This window comes from Myroides marinus (genome assembly GCF_900109075.1).
Taxonomy (GTDB): Bacteria; Bacteroidota; Bacteroidia; order Flavobacteriales; family Flavobacteriaceae; genus Flavobacterium; species Flavobacterium marinum_A.
The window spans coordinates 42,432-63,726 of record NZ_FNYS01000008.1 but is presented as its reverse complement, the minus strand read 5'-3'; the positions used below and the strand labels follow the sequence as shown (position 1 = coordinate 63,726).

Annotated in this window: 23 protein-coding genes; 17 read left to right on the top strand and 6 right to left on the bottom strand. The window is 33.8% G+C overall.

What is annotated here, in order from left to right:
- Positions 1-29: 29 nt before the first annotated feature.
- Positions 30-2,156, bottom strand: a complete 2,127-nt coding sequence (locus BMX53_RS10000; protein ID WP_063175609.1) for a TonB-dependent siderophore receptor — start codon at positions 2,154-2,156, stop codon at positions 30-32.
- A gap of 241 nt (positions 2,157-2,397) precedes the next feature.
- On the opposite strand from BMX53_RS10000, the gene BMX53_RS09995 reads away from it, so the two are divergent.
- The 4 genes from BMX53_RS09995 to BMX53_RS09975 all read left to right on the top strand — a co-directional run bounded on the left by BMX53_RS09995 (position 2,398) and on the right by BMX53_RS09975 (position 6,896).
- Entirely contained in the window at positions 2,398-2,880 is a 483-nt protein-coding gene (locus BMX53_RS09995; protein ID WP_063175608.1) for a hypothetical protein, read from the top strand.
- A 171-nt stretch (positions 2,881-3,051) separates the two neighbouring features.
- Entirely contained in the window at positions 3,052-3,912 is an 861-nt protein-coding gene (locus tag BMX53_RS09990) for an alpha/beta hydrolase (protein WP_063175607.1), read from the top strand.
- A 1,923-nt stretch (positions 3,913-5,835) separates the two neighbouring features.
- Complete coding sequence (locus BMX53_RS09980; protein ID WP_063175196.1) at positions 5,836-6,354, top strand: DinB family protein; 519 nt, start codon at positions 5,836-5,838, stop codon at positions 6,352-6,354.
- A 71-nt stretch (positions 6,355-6,425) separates the two neighbouring features.
- Entirely contained in the window at positions 6,426-6,896 is a 471-nt protein-coding gene (locus BMX53_RS09975; RefSeq protein WP_063175197.1) for a MarR family winged helix-turn-helix transcriptional regulator, read from the top strand.
- Between the two features lie 260 nt (positions 6,897-7,156).
- Here BMX53_RS09975 and BMX53_RS09970 read toward each other — a convergent pair whose 3' ends face one another.
- Both BMX53_RS09970 and BMX53_RS09965 read right to left on the bottom strand, forming a co-directional pair.
- Positions 7,157-7,546 carry a hypothetical protein gene (locus BMX53_RS09970; RefSeq protein ID WP_063175198.1) on the bottom strand — a complete coding sequence of 130 codons (390 nt, stop codon included), beginning with the start codon at positions 7,544-7,546 and terminating at the stop codon, positions 7,157-7,159.
- Positions 7,547-7,584: 38 nt separating this feature from the next.
- Positions 7,585-8,187: a nitroreductase family protein gene (locus BMX53_RS09965; RefSeq protein WP_074746088.1), complete on the bottom strand. Its 603-nt coding sequence runs from the start codon at positions 8,185-8,187 to the stop codon at positions 7,585-7,587.
- 95 nt (positions 8,188-8,282) lie between these two features.
- Between BMX53_RS09965 and BMX53_RS09960 the strand changes: the two genes are divergently transcribed.
- From BMX53_RS09960 to BMX53_RS09950, 3 genes are all read left to right on the top strand, one after another.
- Positions 8,283-8,657: a winged helix-turn-helix transcriptional regulator gene (locus tag BMX53_RS09960; RefSeq protein ID WP_063175200.1), complete on the top strand. Its 375-nt coding sequence runs from the start codon at positions 8,283-8,285 to the stop codon at positions 8,655-8,657.
- Between the two features lie 250 nt (positions 8,658-8,907).
- Positions 8,908-9,582, top strand: a complete 675-nt coding sequence (locus BMX53_RS09955) for a hypothetical protein (RefSeq protein WP_063175201.1) — start codon at positions 8,908-8,910, stop codon at positions 9,580-9,582.
- Between the two features lie 12 nt (positions 9,583-9,594).
- Positions 9,595-10,203, top strand: a complete 609-nt coding sequence (locus BMX53_RS09950; RefSeq protein ID WP_063175202.1) for a hypothetical protein — start codon at positions 9,595-9,597, stop codon at positions 10,201-10,203.
- Positions 10,204-10,305: 102 nt separating this feature from the next.
- Here the strand turns inward: BMX53_RS09950 and BMX53_RS19105 are convergent, their stop codons facing one another.
- Positions 10,306-10,476, bottom strand: coding sequence for a hypothetical protein (locus tag BMX53_RS19105; RefSeq protein ID WP_165589531.1), 171 nt, complete (start codon positions 10,474-10,476; stop codon positions 10,306-10,308).
- Positions 10,477-10,950: 474 nt separating this feature from the next.
- Between BMX53_RS19105 and BMX53_RS09945 the strand changes: the two genes are divergently transcribed.
- From BMX53_RS09945 to BMX53_RS09910, 8 genes are all read left to right on the top strand, one after another.
- The gene (locus BMX53_RS09945) at positions 10,951-11,298 is read left to right on the top strand and encodes a hydrogenase maturation nickel metallochaperone HypA/HybF (protein WP_038988093.1); all 348 of its coding nucleotides are present in this window, start codon (positions 10,951-10,953) and stop codon (positions 11,296-11,298) included.
- A 10-nt stretch (positions 11,299-11,308) separates the two neighbouring features.
- Positions 11,309-12,016, top strand: coding sequence for a hydrogenase nickel incorporation protein HypB (gene hypB, locus BMX53_RS09940; RefSeq protein ID WP_063175203.1), 708 nt, complete (start codon positions 11,309-11,311; stop codon positions 12,014-12,016).
- Positions 12,017-12,023: 7 nt separating this feature from the next.
- The gene (locus tag BMX53_RS09935) at positions 12,024-12,470 is read left to right on the top strand and encodes an urease accessory protein UreE (RefSeq protein WP_063175204.1); all 447 of its coding nucleotides are present in this window, start codon (positions 12,024-12,026) and stop codon (positions 12,468-12,470) included.
- A gap of 113 nt (positions 12,471-12,583) precedes the next feature.
- A complete protein-coding gene (locus tag BMX53_RS09930) occupies positions 12,584-13,588 on the top strand; it encodes an ABC transporter substrate-binding protein (RefSeq protein ID WP_063175205.1) in 1,005 nt (334 codons plus the stop codon).
- Positions 13,589-13,596: 8 nt separating this feature from the next.
- Positions 13,597-14,595, top strand: a complete 999-nt coding sequence (locus BMX53_RS09925; protein WP_038988096.1) for a FecCD family ABC transporter permease — start codon at positions 13,597-13,599, stop codon at positions 14,593-14,595.
- Positions 14,592-15,359, top strand: a complete 768-nt coding sequence (locus tag BMX53_RS09920; RefSeq protein WP_063175206.1) for an ABC transporter ATP-binding protein — start codon at positions 14,592-14,594, stop codon at positions 15,357-15,359. The genes BMX53_RS09925 and BMX53_RS09920 overlap by 4 nt, the downstream gene beginning before the upstream one ends.
- Before the next feature lie 5 nt (positions 15,360-15,364).
- Positions 15,365-15,865 (top strand): GNAT family N-acetyltransferase, encoded by a 501-nt coding sequence (locus tag BMX53_RS09915; RefSeq protein ID WP_244154496.1) that lies wholly within the window; start codon positions 15,365-15,367, stop codon positions 15,863-15,865.
- Positions 15,866-15,973: 108 nt separating this feature from the next.
- The gene (locus tag BMX53_RS09910; RefSeq protein WP_074746084.1) at positions 15,974-18,397 is read left to right on the top strand and encodes a TonB-dependent receptor; all 2,424 of its coding nucleotides are present in this window, start codon (positions 15,974-15,976) and stop codon (positions 18,395-18,397) included.
- Positions 18,398-18,639: 242 nt separating this feature from the next.
- Here BMX53_RS09910 and BMX53_RS09905 read toward each other — a convergent pair whose 3' ends face one another.
- On the bottom strand, positions 18,640-19,779 hold the full coding sequence (locus BMX53_RS09905) for an erythromycin esterase family protein (RefSeq protein ID WP_074746082.1): 1,140 nt from the start codon (positions 19,777-19,779) through the stop codon (positions 18,640-18,642).
- 53 nt (positions 19,780-19,832) lie between these two features.
- Positions 19,833-20,303, bottom strand: coding sequence for an OsmC family protein (locus BMX53_RS09900; RefSeq protein WP_074746081.1), 471 nt, complete (start codon positions 20,301-20,303; stop codon positions 19,833-19,835).
- Between the two features lie 176 nt (positions 20,304-20,479).
- Between BMX53_RS09900 and BMX53_RS09895 the strand changes: the two genes are divergently transcribed.
- Complete coding sequence (locus tag BMX53_RS09895) at positions 20,480-20,866, top strand: hypothetical protein (protein ID WP_074746079.1); 387 nt, start codon at positions 20,480-20,482, stop codon at positions 20,864-20,866.
- A gap of 117 nt (positions 20,867-20,983) precedes the next feature.
- The gene (gene ureA / locus BMX53_RS09890; protein WP_038988103.1) at positions 20,984-21,286 is read left to right on the top strand and encodes an urease subunit gamma; all 303 of its coding nucleotides are present in this window, start codon (positions 20,984-20,986) and stop codon (positions 21,284-21,286) included.
- Positions 21,287-21,295 lie beyond the last annotated feature (9 nt).

Genomic DNA, 21,295 nt, shown 5'->3' with positions numbered 1-21,295 from the left:
GAAGACCTCCCTTTTGTAATATAAGCTACTTATAATCTATAGTTGACAGATAGAGATATTGCTCTTTCCCCTTGTGCATTGACAGTAGAGTTACCTGAGAAATACTTTTTATTTGTTAAGTTATCTAGTTTTAAACTAGCAGTGGCGTTCTTATAAGAGTAAGATACTGCAGCGTTCATAATGGTATAACTCGGTATTTCGAATACTCCTATAGTGGTGCGATTCATCACTCTAAGGCTGCTTAGAGAGTTGATTCCGAATCCAAGACTTAGGTTTTTGAATGTGCCTGATTGTACTTGGTAATTCGTCCAGAAGTTAAATGTATTAGCAGGACCTGCTTCTTCAGGTCTTGTACCCAGGTTACCGTCTTCAGGAAGAGATTTAGTTACCTTATTATAGTTGTGACTAAATCCTGTGATGATATTCCAACCTATTAAAGGGCTACCTGATAGAGTTAGTTCCACTCCTTTACTCTTTACTTTTCCACCCTGTGAGAATCCATTCATATTCTCCATATCACTCATCAGTTTATTACTCACATTAATATGGTAATAACTTACAGCAGCTGTTAAACGCCCATTTAGAAGGTTTGCTTTAGAACCGATTTCAAACTGATTAGCTTGTTCTGGATCAAAAGGTTGTATGGCTTTATTAGTGCCATCAGGATCAGATACAATGGCAGGATCTAGGAATACAAAACCATTTAGATAGTTAGCAAATACCGCTAATTTATCTTGTATAGGTTGGTAAACTAATCCAAACTTAGGGGAGAAACTTGTCTCATAGTTCTTTTCTTCTGTAAAAGAAGAAGTCTGCCCTTTAAGGTGATCTACTCTAAGGCTCATCATTAATGATAAGTTAGGTAGGAAGTTAGTGACGTTAGATAGGTATGAACTAAAGGTCTCTGTCTTGGCTGTTCTATGTGATTTATTGGCCCCTTTTAAAGTGTTGTCTACAGCCTCTCTAGTTAAAATACCACTATCAGTTTGATGTACTAGAGATATGATTCCATGGTCGATATAATCGCTATCTGTGTTAGACAATTTCTTAGATAGGTAGTCTAATCCCCATACAAACTTATTGTCAAAAGAGCCTATCTTAAACTCACCAGTAAGGTTATGTTGTATATTAAGAATGTCTGTTTTAGAGTCTAATGTTGAGATATAACGGACAAACTCATCTCCATTAGCCATATCATTTAAGAACTGATCATATCCACTACTACGAGTTGTATTCTTAGCAATGATAGTATTAGATACCCAGTTATCTGCTAGTTTATACTCTATTCTACCTTGTATATTTAGGGTAGGGTTCTTGGCTGTTAGCTCATTAGAAGTATATGATTTCTTATAGTTCTGTTCAAACAAATCCATTGAATCGAAAGTCAGTGGTACAGTTCTGTTTAAGAAAAACATGGGTACATTAGCAACTTCTGCTTCTTTATATTGTAGGTCAAGGTATAGTTTTACCTTGTCACTAGCGTTGTACTGAATAGATGGAGCAACGAAGAATGACTCGTTGTATCCTGCGTCTTTAAAAGAGTTCTGCTTGTGATAGGCTGTGTTTAATCGAAAGAATAGTTTCTTTGAAATAGGGGTGTTGATGTCTATACTAGCACGGTGAAGACCATTAGATCCTGTTATGTAGTTGATATCCCCACCGAATGTTTCATAAGGTTTTTTCGTAATGACATTGATTAATCCTCCATAAGAGATTACAGTTCCTCCGTATAGTGTTCCGTTAGGCCCTTTGATCACTTCTACTTGTTCTATATTAGCGATATCTAGAGAGCCGTTGTTATAACTAGCCATTCCATTTAATAGGTTAGGCTGAAAGGCAAACCCTCTCATAGAGTAGTATTCACCACCTGTAACACCTACACTAGTAGATTCCCAAAGTCTGACTAGTCCCGTAGCATTCTGTAGAACATCTTTGATATTAGTAGATACTTGTTCTTTAAAGGTACGATCTGTTATTACATCTGCGGATTGAGGTGTTTCTAAAAAGGTAAGTGGCATTTTAGAAGAATACTCTTTGTGATGTTGAGTTGCAGTGATTACAATTTCATTGATTTTTTGATTCACTAGAGAATCTGGCTGTTGTGCATACGATACTAAATAACAAGGCGCTGTTAGTATTAGTAATATTCGCTTCATAAATAAGTGTTGTTTTGTGCGGCAAATATAGAATATAAGTGTTGATGAATATTTGTTAACCCTTGAATTTAGAGTGATTTAGCGATGTCTTTTACTGTCTTGGGTTGAGGACTTATAAGGTGTAATGCCGTATATGAAAAAGATATTTAGACAATAGTGTCATATAGATAGAGATAAAACTATAATTTTGTAAAATATGTTTCTAATAAGAGAAATCGGTAGAAGCTGTAAATAAAAGGGTATGGAAAGAGAAAATAAGGTGAATACTGTGCTTTTTGACAAGGCAATAGAGATATTAAGTCAAGAATTTGAGATTGTAAAGTGGCAATTGACCAAGACAGCAGAAGGGAACTTTAGACGTAATTTCGGAGATGAAATAGGGGAGTTTTTTATCACTCATTCTTATCGTTCGGGCTGGAGATTTGGTTCGAATTCTTTTTATCAAATGTATTTATTACACGGAGAAAACTACAAAAAACACAATAGAGAAATCTATAAGCAGGGATATTATATCATCGGAACTGGAGCTAATGAAGATCTTATCGTTCTAAATCTAAACACAGCTACGGTGGGATTTGTGGATTCGGATGCTTTCTATAGAGGGGAGGCTGAGGTAGATATTAATGCTTTATTTAAAGATACGGGGTTAGATATGGGTACATTCTACTATCGCTCTATTACTGAAGGTGACCAGTTTTATACTAGAGCAAGTGATGTAAAGTAGGTTATCGAGTAAATACAATGCGATAATAATACAAGTGGGTGCGTAAATAGTACAAATAGTTGAACTGTACCTTGATAATATTGTTTTTTTTATACTTAAAAGTAGTGTTTTGGTATAAAAAAACTTTGGTGGTTAGGCCATTTTTCTATCTTTGGAAAAACAAACCATATTATTATGAACATTAGATCATTATTATTAATGACTGTGCTTTTACTGGGATTCTCTGGTATAAGTCAAATAAAGAGTAAGCCACTAGTACTGGGGACAACTGAGGAGTTGCACTCTACTATATTAAATGAGAATAGGATAATCAACGTTGTATTACCACCTGATTACAATGCTAATGATACTGTAAAATACCCTGTTGTATACATTTTAGACGGAGGTGTAGAGGAAGACTTCATCCACTTAGCGGGTCTAGTGCGCTTTAATTCTCAACCTTGGATTGCACGCTTTCCCAACTCTATCATAGTAGGTATAGAGACTATTAATAGAAGACAAGATATGACTTTCGCTGTGCCTAATCTTGACTTTGTGGAGAAGGCAGGTTTTAGCAAAGATATGTTTCCTAAATACGGTAGAGCGGAGGCTTATACTGCGTTTTTAGAGTCGGAACTTATTCCTTTTATAGAGAAAAACTACAAGGCTGATGCTACTAGAACAGTAATAGGGGAGTCTCTAGCGGGACTATATTCTACTTATGTATTGATGAATCATCCATACTTATTTACTAATTATATCATTATCAGTCCTAGTCTATGGTGGGGTGATGGTAAGTTATTAGATAAGACGCATACTTGTCTATTAGAAAAGATTAAACAAAAGGTAAATGTATATGTAGGTCTACCGAGTAAGGAGGAGGATGTAATGATGTATGAGCAAGGAAAACAGCTGTATGACAACTTGCAAAAGAATAAGAATATCAAGTCTCATTTTGATTATCTGCCAAATGAGATACACTCTACAGTGATTCACCAAGCGGTAAATAACGCATTTCAAAAGCTATATCCTACGACATACTTTTCAAAATAAGTAATATCAAAAGCAATATATAGAATAGGCTACCTAGTATGGGTAGCCTATTTTGTTTACTGAGTTACTTGTTTATTTATAGGACAAAAAATCAAAATCACTGTAAATAGGTAGCTATTATTGCTGCGTATTTCTTTACTTTGTATCTCTTAAATAACTTATTTATGACTCCACTTATTTCTTTAATCCTTGTTTTTATAACCCAAATTATAGGGTATATTTTCTTTTATAGCAAGGGAATAAAAGGGTGGAGGTACGTATTGTTTGTAATATTATTATTCCTTTGTATACTAGTTTTACCTGATTATTTTATCAGATTATACCGACCAAAAGATGGGCTTGATAGTACTAGATGTGGTATGGTAGACTTAGGTGTATTTCTATTTTTTTGGATGTATGGAGTAAGTGGAGCAATACTTACTCACGTACTTTTTTGGCTGGGATATAAGATAAAAGAGAGTAAATAGAAGTCTTGTGTGCCATTACTGGAATTAATCTGTTTTTCTTGTATTCTTTCAATTTATTACCCTTTTTAAGGCTAACCTGTTTAGTATTAGTTAATTGTTTTGATTTTCGTATGTGTACGTTCTAGTACACTTTTGCCTTGTTTTAGACCAGTATAGGTATTTACTCTGTTTTTAGAAGGGTTGGGTTATATGAGAGCGATATTGTTCTTTATATCGCCTTAAAATAGTTATGTATATAACTGACCTATAAATATAGCTTTCTGTACTACATCTAGGGAGTTATTTCTGGGGATAAACAGTAAACGTGAAGACAAGATTTATACAAAAGAAAGATTGTGAAAAGGCCATTGGGTTTTTCTTATAGTTTGTTTTAAAGGTAGTTTTCAGACTAGAGCATCTTGTCTTTTTTTATGTTGTCACTGTTCTTTTATGTCATTCCTAATCTGTGTTTTTTATAAAGTCTTTTTGTTAACTTACTTGTTTGGCATGTATGCTTAATATGCTTTTTGTAAAATAGTAATATATAGACATTTTGTTTTTTATGTTTTTAGTTTTTTGTTTGAGTATTATTTCCTTTCTATAGTTTTTTTACCAATGATATTCTTTAATGGAAGTGTAAGGTGATTATATTAGCTTTATTATAAAAGTGTAATAATTATAAATAATTTAGTTTGTTTTGATCTGTTCATTTTCTGTTTTTTTATCATTTATAGCTTTGTTTGTTCTCTTTTATTTATAGCCTATTTGTCGCTTAAGTGTGAGGGTGGTTTAAAAATAAGCTGGGTCATGGAGAGTTAGGATGGTTTTTTGACTGAAATTTTATAGATGCTTATTGTTGTAAAAAGTGCTATTAATAGCAGTGTGTTGTACATATATATAAGGAGGGTTTGAGGGAGATATTCTTATTGCTTCTCTTGTCTAGGAAAAATAGTTAAGGAGGGTGAAGATAGTTTTAAGGAAGGAGTGGAGGTTGGATAGAAGATAGGTTTTTAGGAGGATTGTTTTGAGTTTTTTTAGTGGGGGTTTTAGGTAGCAAGTAGTTGATCTTGTTTATGGTTTAAGAGGAGTGTTTTTAATGTTTATAAGTTGATTGTTGTTTTTAATTATAAGGATTATATAAAGTTTTACTTTAAGTTGTTTGTGATGGAGTTAAAAAATGCTTGTGACAGCGTTGTCAGAATAGTTGTTTGTTTGGAGTAGTGGTGTTTTGACAAAATGTCATACTTTTAGTGTGTTGTTTTTTAGGTGGTTTTTACTTAATTTAAGCCATCTTGAAAGAAACTAGTTTTTATATTTATAAAAACTAAACCACTTAAAGTATAGTGAATTTAAACTTTATATAATCAATGTAAGTATCTGAATATTAGTAATTTTATTTTTATATTAATATATTTTGTTGCTTGTTGTTTGTTTTTGTTGTCGAGATTACTATATTTGTAACAACAAAATAATAAAGATGAAAGCTATAGAAGAGAGTTTTAAAGACTTTGAGAAGATCCAAAAAGTATGGTTTGAAGCATTAAATGCGTATTCAGAGGCCGAAATTACAAAAAAAGGAACAGATAATTACTGGTCTATTGGACAAATATATTTGCACCTAATTAATTCTACGATTGCTTTCCATGGTAAACAAATTGAGTTGTGTGTGATGGCTAAAAATGAAGGTAATTGTAAGAAGAATTTTAAAGGATTTATGGTCTATAATATATTGGGAAAATTTCCTCCTGTTAAGATTAAAGTTCCAGCTTCGAGTGATTATACTCCTAATGCACCAATGTCTAAAAGTGAAGTCGAATTAGGATTGGAAGAAGCCTTGAGAAAGATGAAAATATGGAAGGATTTATTGAATAATGATTTAGGAGGAAAAACACCACATCCTGGTTTTGGTTTTCTGAATGCTCAAGAATGGTTTGCATTAATACCTATGCATTGGCAACATCATTTAAGACAAAAAAGAGATCGCGATAAGGAGTGATTTAAGTAACTTAGTGTTTAAGATTTATGAAATCATTTTAATTGTTATAATTATAAATTTAGTTTTGAGATATGAGTGAGTCAGTTGAGTTTCCGTTTAAGGCACCTGAAGAGAGTTCAGGATATTTATTGTGGCAAGTTACGATGCTTTGGCAAAGAGCAATGAAAAGAGAATTGGATAAATTAGACATTACGCATACTCAGTTTGTTTTGATGGCTGCTCTTGGTTGGTTGTCAAAAGAGGGTGGTAATGTTACTCAAATAGATATAGCTAATCACAGTAATACAGATCGTATGATGGTGTCCAAGGTGCTTCGAACTCTTGAAGATAAGAAGGTGATTAAGCGTAAAGATCACCCTGTGGATACAAGGGCAAAAGTGATTAGTTTGACTTCATCTGGAGAAGAACTTTTACAAAGAGCCCTCAAAGTTGTTGGCGAAGTCGACAATGCTTTTTTTGATACCTTAGGACCTTATCGACCTATCGTGGATATTAATCTAAAAACTTTATTCGATACGCATAATGATGGAGTAGGGAAATAGGGTATAGGAAGAAGTGAGTAGAAAGAAAAAGATGAGGGTGTGAGGACTAATTTTATACTTTAGGTAAAATAAAGCGATTTAAGCACTTTGTTTTCCGAGAATGATAAAATGTATTTTAAGTAAAACAAAATCTCTTAAAATGCATATAAAGTGTGTTTAAGGGTGTGTTGAGTATTGAGATTGAATGTGGTTTTGATTGGATAATCAGTATTGAAAGAAATGTAAATAAGAAAAGCCAAGGTTCACAACCTTGGCTTTTCTTATTTAGTAAGCTCTAATTTGATTTCGATATATTCTTGATCATCGCTATTTTTAAGTTGCTCTGATTTAAAAATAATCAACTTTGCTGTTTCATTAGTTTTAGTAAAAGCAATATCATTGTGACTGTAATACTTTTTGCCTTTGACTGTTTTTTGATAGAACAGAGGTAAACCTGTTTTTAATCCATCTTCTCTTGATCCATCTATGTAATAATAATCTTCAGACGGTTCATAGAGTAAGGTCGCTTTTTGCATTAGCTTTTGTTTTTCTGCAGCCTTTCCATTTTTATAGGTTATTTCAAAAACTGTCATTTTTCCTTCCGGGTTCTTTTGAGCAAAACTAAGTAAGCAAAAAAGTGAAATAAACAGTGTGATAATCTTTTTAGACATAGAATAAGTTTTGTCCAAAAATAGCATTTATGAGTTGATTATCTGATTTCGATAATAGCTTTTTGTTCTGCTCTAGTTTTTGGTGTGTGAGAAGGTTGATTAGTATCTTCTGTATCTCTGTAACCGATTGCTACTGCAAAAGTGCTTTTGTAAGTCCCGTCTTGATTAAGGATTTTGTCAAACTCTAAATTGTCAATCCCTTCCATCGGAGTTGCATCAATTCCCATGGTTCCACAAGCAGCTAAGAAAAAACCTAGAGAAATATAAACTTGATTTTTTAACCAAGCTGTAACCTCTTCTTCTGATCTAGGTTTTAAGAAATTGTTGTAATACATCTTAGAACCTTCAGCTGCATTTGCCATACGCAATTGTTCAAAACCTTCTTTTGTGCTGATAACGTGAAAAACGACAAGATGACTTGCCTCTTTTATCTTTTGCTCGTTAAAAGCTGATTTAGTAGCTAGTAGATCTTTTACTTCAGAACTAGTTACAATGGTAAATTTCCAAGGTTGACTATTGATTGAAGAAGGGCTTAGTTGTAAGATTTCTTTTAACTGTTCTACTTTGTCTCCGCTTACTTTTTTAGTAGGATCATATTTTTTAGTGGTGTATCTACTCTTTGCAATTTCTAAAAAACTCATTTTTTAATGTATTAAATTAAACTATCATTTGTATAGTTGCAAACTTAAGTATAGTATTTTATCTTTGCAATAACGGTCAAAATGTATAGTAACTGATGTATAGTATAGACGATAAAGATTATCCTTGTAGCACAAGTGTTGCTATGAGATTTATAGGTGGTAAATGGAAAGCAGCAATCCTGATACACCTAAGAGATAAAAAGAGATATAGCGAACTTCGAAAAGAGTTGGGCAATATCACAGAGCGAACTCTAAGCTTGCAGTTGAAAGAATTGGAAGCAGATGGAGTAGTTATTCGTACGGTGCTAACTGATAAACCACCATTGCGTGTTGAGTATGAATTGTCTAAGTTTGGACAAACACTAATTCCTCTGTTAGATACTATCTCTGCTTTTGGAAGAGAGATTGCTAAGAATAGTGATAAGGTTATAATTGTTCAGAAAGAATGTTCAATGCTTAATGAACAATAACGATTCTATTTTCGATGATAAATACTATCGAGCAGATTAAGGTATAAACTCAAATTGTTTTGTTGGAGAGTAACAGGTCAATAATTAGACAATTGTTGGGCAAACAATAGCTCTACTCAAGTAAACATTGGTTATTGTCTAAGAACTGTCCAATAATTTTGATGCAGGACAGCATCTCTGGTGTTTAAGAAGAGGAACGTCGTAGTTAGATAATTAATTAGTAATTTAGTTGTTTAAATTACAGTTTGTTATGGGGAAAGATAAGGGACCATATGTTTTTGAAGGAGAAGGATATGAGGATTTAGAGTTAGCTATTATGCATTTTGAAAAAGATTATGGCTTTACTTATGCTAATGATGCTTTTACAAATGTAAAAAGTATTGCTGAGCTGATAGATGTTATTTGTGCTCCTATTTCAAAAGAGAACAAAGAAGATTGTACTTCTCAACAAGCTTTTTATAAACTAAAATCAGTTCTCCAAAAGTATGCAGATGGAGCTGTCATAACACCTTCTAGTCAATTAGAAAACCTTATAAGTCGTGAAAATCGCATAGCTACAATTGGGAGTATAGAGAGTGAGCTAGGATTTGAACTGAAAGTATTAAAGCCAACAGCAGAGTTAAGCCTTTTCTTGTGGCTTGTTTTTTTAGGGACAGTAGTTTCTGTTTTTATCTCTATGTATTTTGCAATGCTAATAGGTTTTATTTGGTTGTTGTCTTACTGGATTATTTATTCAAATGCAAAAGAGTTTAAGGTAGAGACTGTGGGCGAATTGGTAAAACAAATGGTGATGAATAACTATTTTAAGAGTAGAAGAGATCCTAATACCATAAATGAACAAGAATTTAGAAAGATGGTTATCTCCTTTATTGCAGATTTAGTAGGACTCACAGAAGAAGAACTATTAGAAGCTCAGTTTGGGTAAATTATAAAGATTATGATGAAAAAGTATTATATACCAGGAATGTTTAGCATCATATTGTTGCCGATGATGTGTATGTGGTATTTTGGGTATATAAATGCTTATAAAACTTATGGAGCAATTAATGTTTACTTCCCAGAAATTGGTCCTTGTACACTTTATTCAGAAGTTCCATTTGATGAAATTAATTTTACAGTATTCGAGTTGAATAGCACTCTTATTGGAGATGCTGCTGTTGTACAAAATATTGTGGAAACGATAGATAAATTAGAAAATCAGAAAGAAGGGGTAAAGATTGTATTAGGTAAAAATATGGAGTACTCGAGTTATATTAGGATATTAGAATTGCTTTTGACAAAACGTGGAGAGACGTTATTGTTTAGTGATGAAATACTCTTTATCAATGAAATATATCATAATAAACATTTAGAGTTTTTTGATAATATTGAAATTATCGATCCTTTGACAAATGAAGTCATTCCTGAATTACAAAGAAATCGAACAAAGGAATTTTTAGAACAAATTGGCGATAAGAAGTATTTAATCTATGGAGGTTATATCTTACTACTCGTTTTTGCATTTCGAGATTACAACAGAAGAATTAAAGGGAATAAGAAAGAATAAAATAGAAGTCAACTGTCATTAGTGGTATTTGAAATCAAAACAAGGATATTGCAGAGATGCGATATCCTTGTTTTGATTTATAGACGTAAGATACCTTAGAGACTATTTAAAACTACTTTCGAAAGTACTTTTAAATACTTGAATTTCTTTCTTAGTAGTTATAGAAGTAAGCTTATATAAATCCTCAGGTATAAACTTGTTTTTCTCTATGATATCCTTGATGATATATTCTTCATTTGTTTCTATATCGACTACTTTGTCTTTGACCTTCATGCTATTTCATTTAGTTAAAAAGCAAAATTAAGAAGAAAAGGAAACTTTTGACTTCTTTTTATTTGTTTGTATAAGAGTATTTTCTTTGAGGATATAGGGATTCTTAAAGAAATGTAAATGCCTATTTTATGGTAGTATAGTCAAGATTTGTGCTATTCTTGTAGAGAAACACTTACTACATTTGCCCCGTTAATAATGCAGAAATAGCTAATGTATAGCTGATTTGAGATTATTATCAAGCACTTTTCTTGAGAATGCTACTTAAGAGTGTTTAGTACAGAAAAGTGTAATTAGTGTCTATTCAAACCGAAAAGAATAGTACTGACTTGATCAGCGAGAATCCACACTAATAAAAGGTTTTGACTAAGGCGAATTACTTCCAGTTGATAGTCAAGCAAAAAAAGGGTCTAAAAATTGTAGATACTTTTTTATCTGATATAGTAGAGTTTTATATAGAATTAAAAACGTTAAGCGATGCATGAATTGTCAATCGTGAAAGATATCTTTTCTACCCTTGAAGAGCATTATGAGGCTAAGGTAGAGGATATCCAGAAAATACAGGTTACAGCAGGGTTGTTATCTAATGTACAACCTGTGTTGATACAGAATGCTTTTGATGCGTTTATCGCAGACAATCTAATTTACAGAGATATGGAATTAGAAGTAGTGGTAAATGATATCATTGCGCACTGTCATAGTTGCGATAAGGATTTTAAGGTAGAGTATCACCGATTTGTCTGTGAGTGTGGTACCCCATCAACAGATATTGTGCAAGGCAACGAACTATATATTTCTAAAGTAATATTTAAACAATCATTATAAATCATTATTTATGGCATCTAATCCAAAAAGTTTAGGAAACCGCGTAGGATCATTACAATGTGATAATACTACCTTACACTTATTAAAAGCAAATGACTTTGTTGCAAATGCTATTAGAGAACGCTTAAAAAACGTTTGTGTTATTAATGTTTGTTCTTCTCCTGGATCTGGTAAAACTACCTTAATGCAAGAAACAGGTAAGCGCTTAGGTAAAGACCTTAAAATATCTGTATTAGTGGGAGACCCAGAGACAGATAGAGATGCTGTGCGTATGAAAGAAGTAGGGTTAAATGCTCTTCAAATCGTTACAGGTGGTATGTGTCATATCGAAGCACAAATGATTCTTCAAGCATTAGATCACATCGACTTAGAAGATACAGACTTATTGTTTATAGAGAACGTAGGTAACTTACTATGTCCATCAGCTTTTGACTTAGGAGAGGATTATAGAGTAACGTTGTTAGCGACTACAGAGGGAGATGATAAACCTAAGAAGTATCCACGTATGTTCTTAACCAGCGAATTAATGTTGGTGTCTAAAGCTGACTTACTTCCTTATGTTCCTTTTACAGTAGAGAATGTAACTAAAGATGCCAGAGAGGTAAACCCTAACATTGAAGTATTGACTATCAGTACTACTAATGGTGAAGGAATTGATCAATGGTGTGAGTGGTTAAAAGAACGCGTGAAAGCTAAAAAAGCAAACGAAGCAGAGTAAACAGCTAATGCAACAAACTATTTATATAGATGATGTTCAGCCGTGTGAGGAAATCACTCAAGGAATAGATGTATTCGAAATCGAATGGTTCGAAACACAGAAGCATCTATTTCATCGATTGACAACAAATGGGGTTGAACTTCATTTACTAAAGGAAGAAAATAGAGAGTGGAGTCAGGGAGATAAGTTGTATAGCGAAGGGGTATTGATAGCTCAATTGGCAATTAAACCTACGCAAACTATACAGTTCATTTCTGATAAAGCAGAAGAAGTAGCTGACTTTTCTTTTTATATAGGCAATAGACATTTGCCTGTATTTATTGAAAAAGACAATACATTCTTAGTGCCTTATGACGGAAACCTCTATGAGCAATTAGTTGCTAAGTTCACTACTCGAATTGTATTAGTAAAGAAACAACTACTTGCAAAGAATTTACTTAAAAAGAGGAGATAGAGGTTAACAGTTCACAGTTCACAGGTAAACTGTACACCGTATACCGTCAACTGTCAACTGTACACCGTCAACTGTCAACCGTGAACCGTACACCGTAAACTATAATATTATTTATGAAACTAAGATATTTATTATCACTATTAGTTGTGGTAGGATTATTACAATCTTGTAAACAAAGTACAACTACACCTACTGCAGAATCAACGGATACTGCTGTATCTGCTATTGATAGCCGTGGTAAAGAAGTGAAATTATCAAAACCAGCTACTCGTGTGGTAGCGCTATATGAAGCCTTGGTAGATGACGTATTTATGTTAGATGCTCAAGAGAAGCTTGTAGGAATTCCTCAACAGATCTATTTAAACGAAGATACCTTTGAGTTCCTGTCTACCTTAGATAACCGTATGGCTAAGAAGGAGATTGCAACACCTACTTTTGGTGGAGGGTCGTCTAATGTAGAAGCTATCATAGGCTTACAGCCAGATCTTGTGATTACTTTTGATCAAGATGCTGAGGCTGTAGCTCAGTTAGAAGACTTGGGAATAGCAGTGTATACAATTGCAAGTGAAGACCAAGAGGGAATTATCAAAGAACTTAAAGGAATAGGAGCACTACTTGGTCAATCAGAGCGCGCTAATACTATAGCAGATTATATAGAGAAAGAAGTAGCCGAAATGAAAGCTACTAAGATTGAAAATCAAAAGAAAGTGTACTACGCATGGTCTAAAGGACGTGTATTATCTACTTCAGGTAAAGGTACACTTATGGATAAGGCTATCACTTTATCTGGAGCTTTAAATGCTTGCCCTTTAGAAATGCAGGCACCTAATATTGGAGCAGAGATGTTGTATAAGTGGAATCCTGATATTATCCTTCTTTGGAATTCTAATGAAAGCGATGTATATGGACTAAGCGAATTAGCTAATCTACCAGCGGTAGTGAATAAACAAGTAAAAGTAATGAAGCCTTCATTCTTGTATGACCCACATACAGTGAAGTTCTTGTTATTCGCTAAGCAAGTACGCCAATGGAGTTATCCAGAGTACACAGAAGATGCTTTAAAAGCAGATTTGGATGAAGCGATGAATATATTATACAATACAAAAAGTCAGAAGTAAGCGTATATATGAGATATAGCATTAAAGTTGGGTTATTGTGGATTATTCCTATTTGGTTACTAATAGGTTCTCTAATGCTTGGGACTACAGGTAATTTATCACCTGCAGAATTGTTTAGTCATATTGTCAAGTTGATTAATAGCACTGAACTTTCAACAGATCCCATAGAGACTATTTTGTGGAAAGTGCGTTTGCCACGTATTATCTTGACCTTCTTAGTAGGAGCTTCTCTTGCCGTGTCAGGAGGAGTGTTACAAGCTATTTTTCGCAATCCTATCGTTGACCCCTTTACTTTAGGGATTTCTTCAGGAGCAGCCTTTGGAGCAGCCTTAGCTATGTTATTTCCTTTTATATCGATTAATTTATCTGCTTTTGCCTTTGGTATATGCGCAGTAGTATTAACCTATACAGTATCCTATGTAGGGAGTCGTACTTCTATAGTAAGTATGGTTCTGTCCGGAATTATTGTATCAGGGGTGTTTACCGCACTTTTAACCTTGTTGCAGTATATGAGCGATCCTTATAAGTTACAGGCTATAGTGCAGTGGACCATGGGTAATTTACACACCGCATCTTGGTCAAAAGTAAATACAGCATTTGCACCCATACTGATTGGTTTGTTCATTATTGTACTATTGCGATGGAAGCTAAATCTACTATCTCTTGGAGATAACGAAGCTTTAGCAGTAGGGGTAAACCCTAAGTATCTAAAGTTAGTGCTTATCTGTGTGGCTACGATGATTACAGCTTCTTCTGTAGCTGCAGTAGGGGTGATTAGTTTATTTGGACTTATTGTCCCTCATATGAGTAGAATGATATTTGGGCCAAATAACAATATTGGTGTTTGGGCGAATATTAGCATTGGAGGATCATTCTTATTGTTGATTGATGATTTCTCACGTGCTGTAATGCCGTTTGAAATACCAGTAGGAGTGTTTACGATGATTATTGGTGCGCCAATATTTATTTACTTGATGAAGAAAAGTTTAACCAGTTGGAGTGTATGAAACAGTTAATTCACATTAATGATCTATCCTTTTCTTATGGGAAAGAGATTGTGTTGGATAGAGTAAACGCTTCATTTGAACAAGGAAAACTATCTATCATATTAGGGCGAAATGGAAGTGGGAAGTCTACGATGTTTAACATCTTAGCGGGTTTAGAGAAAAAGTATGAAGGTTCAGTGTCCTTTGATGGACAAGAGCGCAGAATGATTAAACCAGGTAAGGAACAACACATCCGTATTGGTTTCTTAAATCAGTTTCACCAGACTACTTTCCCCTTTACTGTAAAAGAGGTGATTTTGACAGGTAGAGCTTCGTTTGCCAAATTCTCTCCTTCAGAACAAGATTTTGAAGAAGTAGAAGGAATCTTATCTCGCTTTGGGTTGTCTCATTTGATAAACAAACCCTATACTTCATTGTCAGGAGGAGAGCGTCAACTTGTTTTGCTTTGTCGCGTATTGGTACAAAAGCCAGAGGTATTAATGTTAGATGAACCAACCAATCACTTAGACTTACATTATCAAGTAGCAGTACTTAAGTGTATTAAGCAGTTGGCTGAAGAGGGAACAACGGTGCTGTGTGTCATGCATGATCCTAATCTTGCCTTTATGTATGGAGAGCGCTTTTACTTAATGCAAGAGAAACAGTTAATCGATATACAAGAGGTACAAGGGGAGGAATTACACCAATTGTTAGAAACAACGTATCAATTGCCCTTACACCGTATAGATAATCAAGGTAAAACAATGTTTATGCCCTTAATTTAATTGGTATGATGAACATTCAGATTAGCGCAGTAGAGCTTAACCAAGCTGAGTATATAAAAGAATATGTCAAAGCATTCAGAATAGGTCTTTTTCCTATGTTAGACAGTACTATAGTCCCCCGAGACCTTCTGGATTTTGAACAGACATATCTTTTACATCCTGATGGTTGTTTTCTACAAGCAAGAGATCAGCATAATAAGCTAATTGGTGTGATAGGAATGATGCCTTATGATTACCGATTTGATTATTTAGATTATAAAGATAAACGTACAGTAGAGGTGGCCCGTCTTTTTGTAGAGCCAGCGTATAGAAGATCTGGATTAGCAACAAAGTTATTTCAGGCTCTTTTAGAACAGGCAGGCCAAAAAGGGATAGAAGTACTTTACTTACATACACACCCTTTTTTGACTGGTGCTTTTGAGTATTGGCAAAAACAGGGCTTTGAGTTAGTGACCACTACGATGTATGGAGAGTTTGAAACACTTCATATGGATAGGGTGGTTTAATGGTTTACAGTTAACGGTTTACAGTTTACAGTTAACCGTGAACAGTTTACGATTTTACAGTTTATCAGTTAACCAATTCATTCCCCCAAATTAAATAACACATTATAAATGAAAACATATTTATACAAATCAGGAATTATAGCAGCTTCGCTATTACTTCCTTACCTAACTATTGCTCAAACTTCTCAGCGAGTATTTGGGCGTCTTGTAGGAGAAAAGAATAATCCTGTAGCTTATGCTACTGTTAGCATTGGTAATCAAATAGAGCAAACTGATGCTAAAGGTGAATTTGCTACTATAGATCAAGTACAGTTTCCATTAGTATTACAGATTAATGCTATGGGATATAAATCAAAGGAGATAGCGCTTACAGAAGAAAGCTATAAAGCAGGATTTGTAATAAAATTAGAAGAGGATGCCAGTCAATTGGATGAGATTGTAGTTACTTCGAGAAGAAATAACTCTTATTTGACTAATTCAACAGTTTTAGGAGGAAAGTACAATGGAAGAATTAAAGACTTGCCTCAGTCTATTTCTATTGTTTCGAGTGAGTTAATGGAAGACAAGCAAGTGTTTCAAGTTGCTGATGTAATCCCTGATTTGGCAGGTGTGACACAGGCTTCTGTATATGACGAGTTTGTTATTCGCGGTTTTAAAAGTGGTTATGACAACGGTATCAGATTAATCAATGGAATGCGCTCTGCTTATGGTTTTGGAGAGAGTTATTACCGTTCTCCTATGACGATTAACTTTGAGAGTATCGAAGTACTAAAAGGACCAGGAGCTTCTTTATTTGGAGATATTGCACCAGGAGGAACTATCAATATGGTGACTAAAAAACCTTTAGAAAACCACAGAGGATTAGTTAACTTTTCGGCAGGTAGTTTTGAGACTTTAAGAACAACAGTAGATGTAGGTGGTCCTATCGATAAGGATAAAAAGATTTTATACCGTTTAAATGCGGGGTATGAGAGTTCTAAAACTTTTAGAGATATCAATAATCGCAAGAACTTTGCGGTAGCTCCATCATTTACGTTTAAACCTATAGAGGGAACTACTTTTGATGTGGATTTAGTATTTGATCAGTTCAACGGATATTTGGATCGAGGAATGAGTACAAAAGGAGGAAACTTATATGCTTTGCCACGTACTTTTACATTAAGTCAACCTTCTGATTACTTTAAAACTAAGACAACAACACTAAGTGGGCGTTTAACTCAACGTATTACAGATAACCTAAACTTACATGTAAACTACATGAAGTCTATCTATGAGGAAGACTTAAACGAGCATAGAACGCTAAATACATATGCTAACCCACCACAGAATACTATTGTTAACTTGCGCTTCTTTGACCGTCACGGGAAGGAGTACACGGATAACTTTGTATCGTATTTAAAATGGGATAAATATGGTAAGAATATAGACCATCATATTGTAGTAGGTGTTGATTATGCGCAGTATAAAGGCGATAAAAACAGTTACCAAAGAGAGGCACGTAGCAAGAAAGAAAATGGAGAAGTGGTGCCACTAACATTTGATATGAACAACCCTGTATATCAAGGAGCTGATATCAATAATTACGTATGGAGATCAAATACTCAATATCCTTTTATGAGTCCATATAAGAGTACGGGTATCTATGTACAAGATCAAATCTCTGTAGGTGAGAGACTAAAAATGGTGTTGGGATTAAGACATGAGAGTTATAAATCAGAGAGTACAGATGCTAAAACACCTTTTACAGCTACTCAGAATGTGTGGTTGCCAAGAGTTGGGTTAACATACTTAATCAATGATAAGATTAACTATTTCGCAAGCTACTCTCAAGGGTATGTACCTGTATCTGCGAACTTTGTTGCTAACTATAAAGATTATGGGGCAGATAGTGCTTTTAAATCAGAGAAGAGCTTCCAAGTGGAGACTGGACTAAAAACAGGTTTTTTAGATAATCAATTGCAAATGGACTTGTCTTTGTTTAGAATTGAGAGAAGAGATATGCTAATCGGAACAGGGCAGTTGACAGAAGCTGGTTTACCAGTCTATAGACAATCAGGAAGAGTGATTTCTCAAGGAGTAGAACTTGATATGAGAGGGCAGATTACTAAAGAGTTCCAGATTATGGCGAACTATACTTATAATGATACACAAGTAAAAGAGTCTGCTATCGCATCAGAAGAAGGACAGTTGTTACCTGGAGCACCTAAAAACTCTGCAAGTGTATGGCTTAAGTATGTATTTTCAGATACGGCACTTAAGGGATTAGGATTTGGGGCTGGTGTATATTATGTAGATCAGAGAAGATTAAGTGAGAGTGTAGGTAAAGATGCACAAGGTAATGCGCAATGGGGATATTTACCAGCTTATACTACAGCTAATGCAGCGTTATATTACCACTTAGACAAGTTTAAACTATCTGTGAATGTGAATAATATCTTTGACAAATACTATTTCCTTGGAGGATTTGATTATACAAGGGTATTTGCAGGAGCACCTCGTAATGTGATGGTGTCTTTAGGATATAATTTTTAGAAAACAGGAAACAAGGAACTGAACTCAGTGTTCTTTCTCTAATATATAAAACCTCAATGGAGCTTATCTCTGTTGAGGTTTTTTGATAGAGAAATAGACTAATTCAAGTGATGCAATATGTCTGAGTTCTCATTACTGTTGTGCTTAATTATCTTTTAATTCTATTATTACTGTATAGTTATAATTAGACAAGATAAGTTGAAAACCTTTAGGCTTAGTGTTTGTTCCAGATCTAACTCTAATTAAAGGTTGTTATCTTTAATTAGAACTAACCCATCTACAACTTCGTTAATATTCATATTTATAAACGTGTTTCCTAGTAGTCGAGAAGACTTAGCTGTTTGTAGAAGAGTACTTTGTTTGTTTAAATAAATAGTATTAGGACTTAGTGCAACGGTATTTTCAATTGAACCTTGAGGTGCTTGTTTTAATTTATATTTCTTCTTATAAAAACCTAAAGAGTTACCATTAATTGCTGTATAAGCAATAAATGAATATTGATCGCTGAAATGCTTAGTTAATAATGCTCCTAAAGTAATTCTATTGTTTTGCATAAAGGATGACTCAATAGCCTTAGGAGTCTTTATAAAATGAGTAGATGACCCAAATAGTATCATCTTTTCATTAGGGTATAGTTTTTTTAAAAATACAATGTTTTCATACATTAATTGATCTCTAAAATTATCTGAATCAACTTTGTCATATCGCGCTTGTATTGTTTTAGTAATATTAGATAAAGCTTGGTTTATTATAGAATGACTGTTGTTTTTCTGTAGCTGACACATTAGATAGTTATAAACTACATTGTAATCTTTTTTACTTCTTAGAAGGGCTTTCAAATTAGTATGAGTTAACATTTTAAAGTGTTTTGCAAACTCAGAATCAGAAATATCAGAACAGTTCAGATTATTATAATTAGTGTTTTCTTTTATAGCATTGATAAATACTGTATTAGAGTCTGTAGCTGAAAATGAAGAGTCAAATCCAAATACTTTTATAGGATTGCCTAAATCATTTTGTTCTTTTAGATACATAAACAAGTCATTAAGGGCCTCATTTCTCATAACAAGAAAAATAGCATCGTTAATTGTTTCGATGCTATTTGTTATCTTATACTGTTCAAAAGCTTGGTAAACTTCAAATAGGTTAGATTCTAAAACGATAGATTTAAAATTATGTTCTTCTATTAATTTTTTAATTAACTCTACTCTTAGTAAACTAGAAGTGTAGTCTGAATGACTAGCGTCACCTAATGCTACTATTTGCTTATCTTTTATATCATTGATTAGTATTGAGTCTTGTGCATAGTTTATAGCTGAAATAAAAAGACTAAATAATGTAAATAAAAAGTACTTTAAATATAATGTTGAGTAAGGTTTCATAAGGACTTGTTTATAATCCTAACGGGGTTTTTGTTAACTTCGTATTTCTTAGTTTACTCTTTAATAACAACTATAGGGTTGTGTTTAACAGAGAAGTTAACTGAATTAGCGATAAAGCAGTATTTATTTGCCTGGTGGTGAAGTTCTATAGCTTTCTCTATCATACTTATATCAGATACAACAACTCTTGGGTTTAAAGTAACCTCTGTAAAGTACCCTTTGCCATCTTTTTCTTCCGCCATAATACCTGTAACAGTATCTGTGTATTCTTCCACAATAATATTATTGACAGAACAAAAATGTAAGTACCACAACATATGACAAGAAGATAGGGAAGAAACAAACATATCTTTTGGATTATGTCTGGTCTTATCTCCTCTAAAGGCAGGATCAGATGAACCTAATATAGTAGGTTTATGCTCAATTGAAATAGTGTGATCTCTTTCGTAGTTCTTGTAGTTATCAGTCCCTGTACCCTTGTTACCTGTCCATTCAATAGTAGCTTTGTAGTTGTGTGTTTTCATAATTTAATTGTGTTTGCTTCAAAAATATTAAAACAAACAGAAAAATAGCGTTTCCTAATCAGTAAATGCGATACTGATTACCTATTTAATGGTAGTATAGTCAAGATTTGTGCTATTCAGAACAAGAGATAGGAGTTATCTTTGTTGTGTAATTAAAAATAAGGTATAACTCTTTTATGAAAGCATTATTTCGTCTTATCGTTTTGTGTTTTTTCCTATCTCAATTTGGCTTGACATTTGCAAGTCAAAAGGGAGAAGTAAAGTTGGGTTATACTACATCAGATAAAACTTCAGTATCTGATCAAGTATGTAAGAAGGACTCGTGCAAAGTATATTGTCAAACAGAAGTAGAGGTAGAGCTAATGAGTTCTGTCGATGCTCAAGACAATAATTCAGACAGAATAGAGCTGGGTGATGTATTTAGCTTTCTTCTAACATCAGTTTTTGATTTAGACATAACCACACCATTTTTTGGGAAACAACAAACTTCTGCTTATCTGCAACAGCATAGAGCAAAATACTTATTGTATCAATCCTTTAAGATTCCTCACGGTTTAGTCTAATCTTTTTTGTACCACAGTCAATTGTGGTATGGTCTTAGTTGCAAATTTATTCAATCTATAGAACTGATACAGTTGTGTCGGGAACTAATCTATTGTTCAATTTTAATTAAAAAATATATGCATTTATTACCGAGAGAAACGGAAAAGTTGCTTTTGCACTTAGCTGGTGAATTAGCTAAGAAGCGCAAGGCAAGAGGGTTAAAATTAAATTACCCTGAGTCGATAGCTTATATCAGTAGTGAGCTTTTAGAGGCTGCAAGAGATGGTAGAACAGTAGCAGATTTAATGCAGTATGGTGCTACATTATTAACACGTGAGGATGTGATGGAAGGTATTGCAGAGATGATTCACGATGTTCAGATAGAGGCTACTTTCCCTGATGGGACTAAACTTGTGACTGTACATAATCCTATTCGTTAATTTAATTCA